This window comes from Thalassotalea crassostreae, assembly GCF_001831495.1.
In the GTDB taxonomy this organism is placed as follows: domain Bacteria; phylum Pseudomonadota; class Gammaproteobacteria; order Enterobacterales; family Alteromonadaceae; genus Thalassotalea_A; species Thalassotalea_A crassostreae.
Genome location: NZ_CP017689.1, coordinates 2,968,499 through 2,981,604, shown reverse-complemented (window position 1 = coordinate 2,981,604; position 13,106 = coordinate 2,968,499). Strand labels below are relative to the sequence as shown.

13 protein-coding genes are annotated in these 13,106 nt (G+C 40.3%); 11 read left to right on the top strand and 2 right to left on the bottom strand.

Going from position 1 to position 13,106, the window contains the following annotated elements; genetic code table 11:
- The first annotated feature begins 5 nt into the window (after nucleotides 1-5).
- From LT090_RS12785 to ribBA, 11 genes are all read left to right on the top strand, one after another.
- Complete coding sequence (locus LT090_RS12785; RefSeq protein WP_068545590.1) at nucleotides 6-1,220, top strand: IscS subfamily cysteine desulfurase; 1,215 nt, start codon at nucleotides 6-8, stop codon at nucleotides 1,218-1,220.
- Nucleotides 1,221-1,266: 46 nt separating this feature from the next.
- Entirely contained in the window at nucleotides 1,267-1,650 is a 384-nt protein-coding gene (gene iscU / locus LT090_RS12780) for a Fe-S cluster assembly scaffold IscU (RefSeq protein ID WP_068545591.1), read from the top strand.
- Nucleotides 1,651-1,659: 9 nt separating this feature from the next.
- On the top strand, nucleotides 1,660-1,983 hold the full coding sequence (gene iscA, locus LT090_RS12775; RefSeq protein ID WP_068545592.1) for an iron-sulfur cluster assembly protein IscA: 324 nt from the start codon (nucleotides 1,660-1,662) through the stop codon (nucleotides 1,981-1,983).
- Nucleotides 1,984-2,032: 49 nt separating this feature from the next.
- Nucleotides 2,033-2,557 (top strand): co-chaperone HscB, encoded by a 525-nt coding sequence (hscB, locus tag LT090_RS12770; RefSeq protein ID WP_068545593.1) that lies wholly within the window; start codon nucleotides 2,033-2,035, stop codon nucleotides 2,555-2,557.
- A gap of 52 nt (nucleotides 2,558-2,609) precedes the next feature.
- Nucleotides 2,610-4,475, top strand: a complete 1,866-nt coding sequence (hscA, locus tag LT090_RS12765) for a Fe-S protein assembly chaperone HscA (protein ID WP_068545594.1) — start codon at nucleotides 2,610-2,612, stop codon at nucleotides 4,473-4,475.
- A gap of 2 nt (nucleotides 4,476-4,477) precedes the next feature.
- Nucleotides 4,478-4,816 carry an ISC system 2Fe-2S type ferredoxin gene (gene fdx, locus LT090_RS12760; protein ID WP_068545595.1) on the top strand — a complete coding sequence of 113 codons (339 nt, stop codon included), beginning with the start codon at nucleotides 4,478-4,480 and terminating at the stop codon, nucleotides 4,814-4,816.
- 209 nt (nucleotides 4,817-5,025) lie between these two features.
- Nucleotides 5,026-6,282 carry a serine hydroxymethyltransferase gene (gene glyA, locus LT090_RS12755; protein ID WP_068545596.1) on the top strand — a complete coding sequence of 419 codons (1,257 nt, stop codon included), beginning with the start codon at nucleotides 5,026-5,028 and terminating at the stop codon, nucleotides 6,280-6,282.
- 99 nt (nucleotides 6,283-6,381) lie between these two features.
- A complete protein-coding gene (gene nrdR / locus LT090_RS12750) occupies nucleotides 6,382-6,834 on the top strand; it encodes a transcriptional regulator NrdR (protein ID WP_068545597.1) in 453 nt (150 codons plus the stop codon).
- Nucleotides 6,835-6,943: 109 nt separating this feature from the next.
- Nucleotides 6,944-8,053, top strand: coding sequence for a bifunctional diaminohydroxyphosphoribosylaminopyrimidine deaminase/5-amino-6-(5-phosphoribosylamino)uracil reductase RibD (ribD, locus tag LT090_RS12745; RefSeq protein ID WP_068545793.1), 1,110 nt, complete (start codon nucleotides 6,944-6,946; stop codon nucleotides 8,051-8,053).
- Between the two features lie 45 nt (nucleotides 8,054-8,098).
- Nucleotides 8,099-8,758, top strand: a complete 660-nt coding sequence (locus tag LT090_RS12740) for a riboflavin synthase (protein ID WP_068545598.1) — start codon at nucleotides 8,099-8,101, stop codon at nucleotides 8,756-8,758.
- A 90-nt stretch (nucleotides 8,759-8,848) separates the two neighbouring features.
- On the top strand, nucleotides 8,849-9,958 hold the full coding sequence (gene ribBA, locus LT090_RS12735) for a bifunctional 3,4-dihydroxy-2-butanone-4-phosphate synthase/GTP cyclohydrolase II (protein WP_068545599.1): 1,110 nt from the start codon (nucleotides 8,849-8,851) through the stop codon (nucleotides 9,956-9,958).
- Nucleotides 9,959-10,188: 230 nt separating this feature from the next.
- Here ribBA and LT090_RS12730 read toward each other — a convergent pair whose 3' ends face one another.
- Complete coding sequence (locus LT090_RS12730) at nucleotides 10,189-11,115, bottom strand: DUF808 domain-containing protein (RefSeq protein ID WP_068545600.1); 927 nt, start codon at nucleotides 11,113-11,115, stop codon at nucleotides 10,189-10,191.
- A gap of 118 nt (nucleotides 11,116-11,233) precedes the next feature.
- Complete coding sequence (dxs, locus tag LT090_RS12725) at nucleotides 11,234-13,099, bottom strand: 1-deoxy-D-xylulose-5-phosphate synthase (protein ID WP_068545601.1); 1,866 nt, start codon at nucleotides 13,097-13,099, stop codon at nucleotides 11,234-11,236.
- Between the last annotated feature and the right edge of the window lie 7 nt (nucleotides 13,100-13,106).

Here is a 13,106-nt window from a genome sequence, read left to right as displayed (position 1 = left end):
AATCCATGAAATTACCAATTTATCTTGATTATTCAGCAACAACACCTGTAGATAAGCGTGTTGCCGAAAAGATGATGCAATATATGACGAATGATGGTTTCTTTGGTAACCCAGCATCTCGTTCGCATAAGTTCGGCTGGCAAGCGGAAGAAGCTGTTGATATCGCTCGTAACGATATTGCAGATCTTATCAACGCTGATCCTCGTGAAATCGTTTTTACATCAGGTGCAACTGAATCAGATAACCTTGCTATCAAAGGTGCTGCCCATTTTTACCATAAACGTGGTAAGCACATCATTACGTCAAAAACAGAACATAAAGCGGTTTTAGATACTTGTCGTGAATTAGAACGTCAAGGTTTCGAAGTTACCTATTTAGATCCAGCAGCAGATGGCCTTATTAGCGTTGAAATGCTAGAAGCAGCAATGCGTGATGATACGGTTTTGGTAAGTATCATGCATGTAAACAATGAAATTGGTGTTGTTCAAGATATCGAAGCAATTGGTGAGCTTTGTCGTTCTCGTAAGATTATTTTCCATGTAGATGCGGCTCAATCAGTAGGTAAAATTCCTGTTGATATGCAAGCAGCCAAAGTAGATTTATTGTCTATTTCAGCTCATAAAATGTACGGCCCTAAAGGGATAGGTGCACTTTATGTTCGTCGTAAACCTCGTATCCGTTTAGAAGCTCAAATGCACGGTGGTGGTCATGAACGTGGTATGCGTAGCGGCACGTTAGCAACACATCAAATTGTAGGTTTCGGTGAAGCTGCTCGTCTAGCTAAAGCGGAAATGACACAAGATTTAGAGCATGTAACTGCAATGCGTGACCGTTTATGGAACGGCATTAAAGACATGGAACAAGTATTCGTAAACGGTGATTTCGACCAACGTTATCAAGGTAACTTGAACGTGAGCTTCAACTTCGTTGAGGGCGAATCATTGATTATGTCTCTGAAAGATTTAGCGGTTTCTTCAGGCTCTGCATGTACATCTGCAAGTCTTGAACCTTCATACGTATTACGTGCGTTAGGTTTAAATGATGAAATGGCGCACAGTTCAATTCGTTTTAGTTTCGGTCGTTTTACCACAACTGAAGAAATAGATTACGCAATTGAATTAATTAAAAAAGCAATTGGTCACCTACGTGATATGTCACCTCTTTGGGAAATGTTCCAAGATGGTATCGATTTAGACACAGTAGAGTGGGCTGGTCACTAATCTTGCTCGCAGCGATTAGTGCAACAATATAAATTAGGGGTAAATTATGGCTTATAGTGAAAAAGTAATCGATCATTATGAAAATCCACGTAACGTGGGTTCATTTGACAAAAACGATCCATCAGTAGCAACCGGTATGGTTGGCGCACCAGCTTGTGGTGACGTAATGAAGTTACAATTAAAAATTGATGACGAAGGCATTATCGAAGATGCTAAATTTAAAACTTACGGTTGTGGTAGTGCTATCGCCTCAAGTTCTTTAGTAACTGAGTGGGTTAAAGGTAAATCTATTGAAGAAGCTGGCGAAATTAAAAACACTGATATTTCAGAAGAATTAGCCCTTCCTCCAGTGAAAATTCACTGTTCGATTTTAGCGGAAGATGCAATCAAAGCTGCAATTGAAGATTACAAAGCGAAACAAGAAGGCTAGGTAGTAAACATGGCTATTACAATGACGCCAGCGGCAAGTGAACGAGTACGTTCGTTTCTTGCTAATCGCGGTAAAGGTTTAGGATTACGTCTTGGTATAAAAACCACTGGCTGTTCTGGACTTGCCTATGTACTTGAGTTCGTCGACGACTTAAATGCTGACGACGAAGTATTTACTATTGATAATGTGAACATCATTGTTGATGGAAAATCATTAGTACACATCGATGGTACCGAACTCGATTTTGTTAAAGAAGGCTTAAATGAAGGCTTCAAATTCACCAATCCAAACGCCAAAGGCGAATGTGGTTGCGGTGAGAGCTTTAACGTATAACGTTGAATGGCTAGAGATTTATTCTAGCTATTTTTTTGGGAATTAAAGTTTGAATTATTTTCAGTTATTTGGCATTGAAGCCAAATTTAGCGTTGATTTAACTGAGTTGTCTGCAACATATCAAGCGTTACAAAAAACGGTCCACCCCGACCGTTTTGCGCATTCTTCGGCTCAAGAACAGCTTCTTGCTGTGCAAAAATCCGCTCAAATTAACGATGCATATCAAACGATAAAATTACCTATCGCTCGTGGTGAATATTTACTTAAATTAAGAGATACCCAGTTACCTTCTGAACAAGAAACAGTGGGTGATGTGAGCTTCTTAATGGAGCAAATGGAACTGCGCGAAATGCTGGCCGATATTAGTGACGCGTCTGATAGTGATGCAGCGTTATTTGCAGCACAAGAAACGTTAGATGTGCAGTCTCAGCATTTATGGCAACAATTTGAACAGCTTATTCTTATTGATGAAAAAGAAAGTAATGAAAAAGCGGGCGGACTGCTGCGTAAACTGAAGTTTTATCAAAAGCTGCAAATTGAACTTGAGCGAATTGAAGATAGCCTGTTTGACTAAACAGTCCCTGAAGTAAATAAAGAACAAGCAAATAAAGAACTAAGAACACACTATGGCATTATTACAAATTGCAGAGCCGGGACAAAGTACCGTTCCTCATCAACATCGCTTAGCAGCGGGCATCGATTTAGGTACGACTAACTCTTTGGTTGCTAGTGTTAAAAGTGGCCTTCCGGAAACATTAGTTGATGAAAGTGGTAATGATATTCTACCGTCAATTGTTAGCTATCAAGCTGAACAAGTTTTAGTTGGTAATGCTGCTAAAGAATTGTCTATTGAAGATCCTGCTAATACTATCGTATCGGTAAAACGTTTAATTGGCCGTTCAAAAGCAGATATCGAAAGTAAATATCCAGCGTTGCCTTATGTGTTTGCTGGCGATGATAATCACCCAACGATTAGCACTCGTGCTGGTGAAATTAATCCAGTGCAAGTATCAGCACAAATCCTGTCTAATCTTGTTGAACGTGCCAAAGCGGCTTTAGGTGGCGACTTAGAAGGTGTCGTTATTACCGTACCTGCATATTTTGATGATGCACAACGTCAAAGTACTAAAGATGCTGCAACGCTTGCTGGTGTCAATGTTTTACGATTATTGAATGAACCAACAGCTGCCGCTGTTGCTTATGGTTTAGATAGCGGTCAAGAAGGTGTGATTGCGGTTTATGACTTAGGCGGTGGTACATTCGATATCTCAATATTAAGACTGTCTAAAGGGGTCTTTGAAGTATTGGCGACCGGTGGTGATTCTGCCTTAGGTGGTGATGATTTTGATATCGCCTTAGTCGACCATATTTTGTCGAATACCTCTTTAGAAAGACCACTAAATGCTTCTATGGAACGCCAAGTTCTGCACACTGCTTGCCAAGTTAAAGAGCAGTTAAGTAATAAAGATAGCGCCCAATATACGTTAGTCGATGAAGACGGTGCTGAGCACTCAGGTACGGTAAGTCGCACTGAGTTTGATGCATTGATTAAGCCATTAGTTGCTAAAACATTGCGTGCCTGTCGCCGCTCATTAAAAGATGCAGGCGTTAGCGCTGACGAGGTGCAAGAAGTTGTCATGGTTGGCGGTTCTACTCGAGTGCCATTAGTACGAACTGAAGTAGGCAGCTATTTCAAACGCCAGCCATTAACGTCAATTGATCCTGATAAAGTTGTGGCCATAGGCGCAGCGATTCAAGCAGATGTTTTAGCTGGAAATAAACCTGACAGTGAAATGTTATTACTTGATGTCATTCCATTGTCGCTTGGTTTAGAAACCATGGGTGGATTGGTTGAAAAAGTAATCGATCGAAATACCACAATCCCTGTCGCTAAAGCGCAAGAATTTACCACCTTTAAAGATGGTCAAACAGCGATGGCAATTCATGTATTGCAGGGCGAACGTGAACTTGTTGAAGATTGTCGTTCGTTAGCGCGCTTCGAATTACGTGGTATTCCTGCAATGACAGCTGGAGCCGCTCATATACGAGTTACTTTCAAAGTGGATGCGGATGGCTTACTAAGCGTTACTGCCATGGAAAAATCGACAGGTGTTGAATCATCAATTGAAGTCAAACCGTCGTTTGGTTTAGGCGAAACTGATATTATCACCATGCTTAAAGATTCGATGACTAATGCTAAAGAAGATATGGCTGCTCGAATGTTAAAAGAGCAGCAAGTAGAAGCGGCACGAGTATTTGAAAGTGTTACAGCAGCATTAGCTGTTGATGGAAAAAATTTATTAACTGAAGAAGAATTAACAACCATCAATCATGAGTTGGCTAATATGAATTCGGTTTCACAATTAGACGATATTGCTGCCATTGAGGAAGCAATTGAAAAAGTAGATAAAATTACCGCGACTTTTGCTGAGCGTCGTATGGATTCTTCAATCCGCACCGCATTAGCAGGTCACTCGGTTGACGAGGTTTAATCATGCCACAAATTATTTTTCTTCCTAATGAAGAGTTGTGCCCTGACGGGTTAGTAGTAGAAGCGGATACTGGTGAAACAGTTTTAGACGTCGCTTTAAAGAACAATATTGGTGTAGAACATGCTTGTGAAAAAGTATGTGCTTGTACTACTTGCCATATGATCGTGCGTGAAGGTTTTGATTCGCTTGAAGAAAGTGATGAACTTGAAGATGATATGCTAGATAAAGCCTGGGGTTTAGAACCTGAATCTCGTTTAGGTTGTCAGGCGATTATTGCTGATGAAGATCTGGTCGTTGAAATTCCAAAGTATACGGTAAATATGGTGTCTGAAAACCACTAATTGTTACTGTACTAAAAGTAAATCGTAACGTTTTTAAGGGGCCTTTAGGCTCCTTATTTATTATCGGAATATGATAGTCATTAGACCTCAGTAGAAAGTCATATACAAGCGCTTTACGATCGGGCAAAATACCCGCCTAAATAAATTACACTTTTAATGCTTAAATGATCACTTAAGCGTTGATAAATAATTAAACCAGAGGAAATCCCATGCTAACTCGTGATATGAATATTGCTGATTTCGATGCAGAATTACATCAAGCAATGACTAATGAAGCTGAACGTCAAGAACACCACATTGAACTTATTGCTTCAGAAAACTACTGTAGCGCTCGTGTACTTGAAGCTCAAGGTTCGCAATTAACTAACAAATACGCAGAAGGTTACCCTGGTAAGCGTTATTACGGTGGTTGTGAGTTCGTTGATATTGCAGAGCAATTGGCAATCGATCGTGCAAAAGAGTTATTCGGTGCAACTTATGCAAACGTTCAACCTCACGCAGGTTCACAAGCAAACGCAGCGGTTTTCCAAGCACTTGTTAAGCCAGGCGGAAAAGTACTAGGTATGAGCCTAGCGCACGGTGGACATTTAACTCACGGTTCTCATGTAAACTTTTCTGGTAAGTCATACGAAGCATTTCAATATGGTCTTCATCCTGAAACAGGTGATATCGACTATGAAGAACTTGAGCGTCTAGCATTAGAGCACAAGCCTGAAATGATCATTGGTGGTTTCTCAGCATTCTCTGGTGTTGTAGATTGGGCAAGAATGCGTGAAATCGCTGATAAAGTAGACGCTTACTTTATGGTTGATATGGCACACGTTGCCGGTCTTATTGCTGCGGGTCTTTACCCTAACCCTGTACCACACGCACACGTTGTAACAACAACGACTCATAAAACTTTAGCGGGCCCTCGTGGTGGTTTAATTATTTCTGGTTGTAATGATGAAGCAATTGAGAAGAAATTAAATTCTGCAGTTTTTCCTGGTGGTCAAGGTGGTCCTTTAATGCACATCATCGCTGCTAAAGCGGTTGCATTTAAAGAAGCTTTACAACCTGAGTTTAAAGTTTACCAGCAAAACGTATTAGATAACGCCAAAGCAATGGTTGCTGTACTACAAGAGCGTGGCTACAAAGTTGTATCTAACGGCACAGAAAACCACTTATTATTATTAGATTTAATTGATAAAGATATTACTGGTAAAGATGCTGATGCAGCATTAGGTCGTGCTTACATCACAGTAAACAAAAACTCAGTTCCAAACGATCCACGTTCTCCGTTTGTAACATCTGGTCTTCGTTTAGGTACGCCAGCGATTACTCGTCGTGGTTTTGGTACTGCTGAAACAAAAGAATTAACAGGTTGGATTTGTGATATTTTAGATGATATCAACAACGAAGATACAATCAATTCGGTACGTGAAAACGTGAAAGAATTGTGTTCTCGATTCCCTGTTTATGCTTAATGCAAACTAAGCTAAATTAGATTAGAATGGTCGCTATTAGCGGCCATTTTTTTTAATAAATTTTGGTCATATACAACAAGTAGATACAACAGGAATTTTATGCATTGTCCATTTTGTGCAGCGGTAGATACCAAAGTAATAGATTCTCGTTTGGTATCAGACGGGCATCAGGTTCGTCGTCGTCGCGAATGCCTTGATTGTCGTGAACGTTATACAACGTTTGAGTCAGCTGAATTAGTTATGCCTCGTTTAATTAAACGTGATGGCTCTCGTGAACCATTTAACGAAGAAAAAATGCGAAATGGTTTATTACGAGCATTAGAAAAACGCCCAGTGAGCATCGAAAGTATTGAACTGGCAATCAATCATTTGAAATCAAAATTGAGAGCAACTGGCGAGCGTGAGATCTCAAGTGAGATTTTAGGTAACCTAATTATGGATGAACTCAAAGTTTTAGATAAAGTGGCTTATGTGCGCTTTGCATCAGTCTATCGTTCATTTGAAGATATCAAAGAGTTTGGCGAAGAAATTGCCCGACTTGGTGATGACTAACAATACATTTTGTTTATTTTATACATTCATGGCATAACGATGGATAGTGAGAGTTTTATCTGTGAACACTGAGCAAATAGCTAGCAAAAAATTAACCAACGAATCTTATATGCAGCGTGCCGTTGAACTGGCAAAGCGTGGCCAATATACGACGTCACCAAACCCGAATGTTGGTTGTGTGCTGGTTAAAAATAATCAAGTGATAGGTGAAGGGTGGCATAGAAAGGCTGGTGAAGGCCATGCCGAAGTTAACGCTATCGCTAATGCTAAAGAATTAGGTCATGACATCAATGGTGCTACTGCCTATGTAACGCTCGAACCGTGTAGCCACTTTGGTCGAACACCGCCATGTGCTCAAGGTTTGATTGATGCAGGCATTAAGCATGTGGTTATTGGCATGGTCGATCCTAACCCTTTAGTTTCTGGCCGTGGCGTTACTATGCTACAGAATGCTGGCATTAGCACAGAATCAGGCGTATTAGAGTCTGCGTGTCGCACCTTGAATCCCGGATTTATCAAACGTATGAGTCAAGGCAAGCCATTACTTCGTTGTAAAATGGCGGCAAGCCTTGATGGCAAAACTGCCATGCAAAGTGGTGAAAGTAAATGGATAACAGGAAGTAAAGCAAGACAAGATGTGCAAAGGTTTCGCGCAAAAAGTTGTGCCATTATAAGTGGTGCAGATACGGTTTTAGTGGATGACGCAACGCTTAATGTGCGTTATCAAGAACTAGGGTTTGCTAAAGATTCTATTGAACAGACAAATCTGCGACAACCGACACGAGTGATTATTGATAGTCAAAATAGGTTAACCCCAGTTTTATTATTAACATTAGCGCTATTCAAACAACAATCATCAATAATATTAGTACGCACGTCACTTGAAAAAACCGCCGAGTGGCCTCACTTTGTAAGTGAACTTAATGTTAGCGAGATTAACGGTAAAGCGAACCTAACCGAACTTATGTCAAAGTTAGGCGAAATTGGTTTTAATGAGTTGTGGTTAGAGTCTGGTGCTCGACTTTCTGGTGCGTTTATTGGTGCCGGATTGGTTGATGAATTGATACTCTACCAAGCGCCGAAGTTAATGGCTGAAAATAGTTTTGGATTATTTGATATACCAACGCTCACTTTGCTAAAAGATGCTGTACAATTGTCGTTTAAAGATGTTCGTATGGTCGGTGATGATTTAAGAATTATCGCTGACATTTGTAGCTAAAAACTATAGTTAATATTACTCAACGTAATTTGCGGAAAGGAATTAATGTTTACCGGAATTGTAGAAGCCGTTGGCAAAATCAACGCAATTAATTTAAACGCAGCTGGTGCGCGTGTCGTTGTCGATAGTTCAACCCTTGATATGTCAGATGTAAATCTTGGCGACTCAATTGCAACCAATGGCATCTGCTTGACTGTCGTTGCATTTGACTGCAATAGCTATAGCGCCGACGTCTCAAATGAAACATTAACTCGTACTGGCTTTGCTAACTATAAACCTGGGCAAATGGTTAATCTGGAAAAAGCGATGTTACCAACGACACGCTTTGGTGGCCACATGGTTAGTGGTCACGTTGATGCGATTGGTAAAATTGAAGCGATTAAACATAACGGCAACTCGATAGATTATTGGTTAGAGCTGCCAGAGCAAATCAAACAATACGTTGCTGAGAAAGGCTCTATTACTATTGATGGTGTTAGTTTAACGGTAAATAGTGTTGAAAATAACCGTTTTCGTTTAACGATTGTGCCACATACGACAGAACAAACTATCATTAGTAGTTATAAAGTGGGACAGCTGGTTAATCTAGAAGTAGATTTAATCGCCCGCTACATTGAAAGATTATTATTTTGTAAGCAGCAAGATCAAGCTCCTGCTGCTGGTGTTACAGAAGAGCTGCTATTAAAAAGCGGTTATATTAAGTAAGCATTAATTTAATTCAGTTTAACTCAATTTAATTCCGTTTAATTTAATGCAAAACGTGCCAATGTGCATACGTATAAAGGTTTATAAGATATGAATTTACACACCCCACAAGAAATCATTGCAGACATTAAAGCCGGTAAAATGGTTATCTTGATGGATGATGAAGATCGTGAGAACGAAGGCGATTTCATCATGGCAGCAGAAAAAGTTACGCCAGAAGCAATCAACTTTATGGCCACTCATGGTCGTGGTTTGATTTGTATGCCAATGTCTCGTGAAAAGTGTGAGAAGTTAGATTTACCATTAATGGTTGATAAAAACGACGCGCAATTTACCACAAACTTTACTGTTTCAATCGAAGCTGCTCGTGGTGTCACAACTGGTATTTCAGCTGCAGATCGCGCAACAACAGTATTAGCTGCCTGTGACGCCAATGCCGATAAGCGCTCTATCGTGCAACCAGGTCATATCTTCCCATTAATTGCTAAAGATGGTGGTGTCCTAAACCGTGCTGGACATACTGAAGCCGGTGTTGATTTGGCTCGTATGGCAGGTTGTGAACCAGCAGCTGTTATTGTTGAGATCCTTAACGAAGACGGCACCATGGCAAGACGTCCAGATTTAGAAGTGATTGCAGAAAAGCATGGTGTGAAAATGGGGACCATTGCTGATTTAATCGAATATCGAAACGAGACCGAAACCACAATTACACGCGTTAGCGAATGTAAATTACCAACACAGTTTGGTGAGTTTGATTTAGTTGCATTTACCGACACCATTGATGGTCAAACACACTTTGCCTTAACTAAAGGTGAAATTAAACCGGATCAGCCAACACTCGTTCGTGTGCATTTAGAAAACACATTCCGTGATTTATTATTCTCGACACGTGATAGCAAAAATACTTGGCCGATTGGCAATGCTTTAGAGCGCATTGGTAAAGAAGGCGGCGTATTGGTATTACTAGGCAAGCACGAATCACCTCAGCAGCTAATTAAGCAGGTTGAAAAGTACGCACAACAAGATGCCGGTATCGAAGTGAATGAGATTCAAAAACACGTTGGCTCACGCAACGTCGGCGTTGGTTCGCAAATTCTTGCTAACCTTGGCGTTCACAAAATGCGCCTATTAAGCTCACAAACCAAATACCATTCATTAGGTGGCTTTGGTTTAGAAATTGTTGAGTATATTTCTGAATAATAGTGCCCATTTAAACATAGATAAAAACCTGCTCTTGCAGGTTTTTTTATGTTTGATTTTTAGTGTGCTAGGACTGTGCTAGGACTGTGCTAGGACTGTGTTAGTGCAGGAACAAACAGTACGGAGGATGTAGAATATTCAGTCAGCCGATCGTTTCTTTTCACGGTACACTGAAAGGGGCCATCCAGAAGCACTATGGAATGATGGGCTCTTTTCTATTTTCGTGCATATTAAGGCTTAAATATTGTCGCTATTTTACTTACTGCTTTAAACAGCAATAAAGCTATAGTGCCTGCAATAATACCCGTCACTGCATTAAATGCTGGTGCTGCAAACCAAGCTGCGACAGTTGATTGAATTCCAGCTTCGATATCAACCAACATATGATGAGCAAAAGGTAATCCATGAACTAAGATACCACCGCCAACTAAAAACATTGCAGCGGTACCAACAATCGCTAACGTTCTCATTAATTTAGGAGCAAAGCTAAGTAGGAAGTTTCCTGTGGCTTTTGCCATTTTGCTGGCATTTTCTTTAGCGACTAAGTAAAGCCCCAAGTCATCGAGTTTAACGATTGCTGCAACTAAGCCATAAACACCAACAGTCATTAATAATGCAATCAAGGTAACAACGCTTGTTTGTTCGAGAATCCCTTTATCCTGTACGGTACCAAGTGCAATAACGATAATTTCTGCAGATAGAATAAAGTCTGTTTTGATTGCACCTTTTATCTTGTCCTGCTCATACTCGAGCATATCGATATTTTCATCAACTAGCGCCTGAATATCATGTTGATGCTCTTCTTCTTTTTCAGCCTTTGAGCGAAACAGGCTATGGGTAATTTTCTCAACACCTTCAAAACAAAGATATAAGCCACCAATCATCAGCAATGGGGTTATCAGTACTGGAATAAAAGCACTGATCAGCAAGGCACTTGGTACTAAGATGACTTTATTGATAAATGAGCCCTTAGCAACGGCCCATACAACTGGCAGCTCTCTATCTGCCCTAACACCTTGAACTTGTTGCGCATTGAGTGCTAAATCATCTCCTAACACCCCCGCAGTTTTCTTAGCAGCGACCTTAGTCATTAGTGCGACGTCATCAAGAACAACGGCAATCTTATCAATTAAAGCGATGAGGCTAGTACCAGCCATAATATTTCCTTTATAGGGGAGCTAATTTTTCGAAGGTATTCACTTTAATATAGCGAAAAAAGCCTGATGTTAAAACATCAGGCTTTGTAGATGTGTATCAAATTGTCAGTGATGGCAATTATTTAGCGATAAATTCGCTAATTTTAGCTTCGATACCGGCAGCGTCTAGACCTAACTCTTGATGAATTTCTTGCTGCGTACCATGCTTGATAAAGGTATCAGGTAAGCCGATATTTAATGTTTCGATACTAAGTTTTTGTGACGCTAAATATTCATTAATTGCCGAACCTGCGCCACCGGCAATCGCATTGTCTTCGACAGTAACAAAACACTTATGTGATTTCGCTAGCTCGTTAATAAGCTCAATATCAAGCGGTTTCACAAAACGCATATCTACGACTGTGGCATTTAGTTGTTCTGCAGCAGTGTTTGCTTCTGTAAGCATTGTTCCGAAGTTTAAGATAGCAATATCTTTGCCGTCTCTAACCTTTAAACCTTTACCAATTTCGATGGTTTGATCAACGTTTGGTAGTTCAACACCGATACCGTTGCCACGAGGATAACGCACCGCTGCCGGACCGTTATGCTTATGGCCTGTGGTAAGCATTAAACGACATTCTGCTTCGTTTGCTGGCGTCATTATGATTAAGTTTGGTATACAACGCATAAACGATAAATCAAATGAGCCTTGATGAGTAGGGCCATCAGCACCAACAATACCCGCTCTATCAATAGCAAATAATACTGGTAAGTTTTGAATACACACATCGTGGATCATTTGATCGTAAGCTCGTTGTAAAAAGCTCGAATAAATAGCCACGATGGCGTTATTACCACCAATTGCCAGACCTGCAGCAAATGTCACTGCGTGCTGTTCAGCAATAGCAACATCAAAGTATTGATCTTTATAGCGTTGGCTAAATTCAACCATGCCAGAACCTTCTCGCATTGCTGGCGTAATTGCCATTAGCTTTTCATCATTTTCAGCAGTTTCACATAACCAATCACCAAATATCTTAGAGTAAGTTGGTAAACTTGGCGGTGATTTAGGAAGCTGTTGTTCACTAGGATCAAATTTAGGAACCGCATGATACTTAATAGGATCTTGCTCTGCTTGCTCGTAACCTTTACCTTTTGTGGTGATCACGTGCAATATTTGCGGGCCTTTTAAGCTGCGCATATTACGCATGGTATCAACTAGGCCATTAACATCATGACCGTCAATTGGACCAATGTAATTAAAGCCTAACTCTTCAAAGAACGTTGATGGTACAACCATACCTTTTAAATGTTCTTCTGCTTTAGAGGCTAATTCTTTAATTGGCGGAATTGACCCTAGAATACGTTTAGAGCTTTCTCTTAAACCGGTATAAAGACTACCTGATAATAATTTTGCTAAATGGTTATTCAACGCACCAACATTTTCAGAAATACTCATCTCATTATCATTGAGTACAATCAGCATATCTTTTTTGATATCACCACCGTGGTTTAATGCTTCAAAAGCCATACCAGCGGTCATTGCTCCGTCACCAATTACGGCAACAGTTTTGCGATCTTTATTTTCTTTTTCTGCGGCAACGGCTAAGCCTAATGCGGCAGAAATTGATGTACTTGAATGACCAACGCTTAATACGTCATATTTACTTTCTTCGCGCCATGGAAATGGGTGTAACCCATCTTTTTGTCGAATACTGTGTAATTGATCACGACGACCGGTAAGAATTTTATGAGGATATGCCTGATGACCAACATCCCAAATTAGATTATCAACCGGTGTGTTATACACATAATGCAGTGCAACAGTTAGCTCTATTGCACCTAAGCCAGACGCAAAATGACCACTACTTTTACTTACCGAGTTAAGTAGGTAGCTGCGTAATTCATCACTGATTTGTTGTAATTGATCTTGCGAGTATTCACGCAATTGCTCAGGCGAATCAATTGTTGACAGTAATGGGTAATGTGACAAATCTATGGTCATAAATAAT

Bases quoted from the DNA above. Each gene is read 5' to 3' on its own strand.
- LT090_RS12785 (WP_068545590.1), top strand. From the start codon at position 6: ATGAAATTACCAATTTATCTTGATTATTCAGCAACAACACCTGTAGAT.
- iscU (WP_068545591.1), top strand. From the start codon at position 1,267: ATGGCTTATAGTGAAAAAGTAATCGATCATTATGAAAATCCACGTAAC.
- iscA (WP_068545592.1), top strand. From the start codon at position 1,660: ATGGCTATTACAATGACGCCAGCGGCAAGTGAACGAGTACGTTCGTTT.
- hscA (WP_068545594.1), top strand. From the start codon at position 2,610: ATGGCATTATTACAAATTGCAGAGCCGGGACAAAGTACCGTTCCTCAT.
- fdx (WP_068545595.1), top strand. From the start codon at position 4,478: ATGCCACAAATTATTTTTCTTCCTAATGAAGAGTTGTGCCCTGACGGG.
- glyA (WP_068545596.1), top strand. From the start codon at position 5,026: ATGCTAACTCGTGATATGAATATTGCTGATTTCGATGCAGAATTACAT.
- nrdR (WP_068545597.1), top strand. From the start codon at position 6,382: ATGCATTGTCCATTTTGTGCAGCGGTAGATACCAAAGTAATAGATTCT.
- ribD (WP_068545793.1), top strand. From the start codon at position 6,944: ATGCAGCGTGCCGTTGAACTGGCAAAGCGTGGCCAATATACGACGTCA.
- LT090_RS12740 (WP_068545598.1), top strand. From the start codon at position 8,099: ATGTTTACCGGAATTGTAGAAGCCGTTGGCAAAATCAACGCAATTAAT.
- ribBA (WP_068545599.1), top strand. From the start codon at position 8,849: ATGAATTTACACACCCCACAAGAAATCATTGCAGACATTAAAGCCGGT.
- LT090_RS12730 (WP_068545600.1), bottom strand. From the start codon at position 11,115: ATGGCTGGTACTAGCCTCATCGCTTTAATTGATAAGATTGCCGTTGTT.
- dxs (WP_068545601.1), bottom strand. From the start codon at position 13,099: ATGACCATAGATTTGTCACATTACCCATTACTGTCAACAATTGATTCG.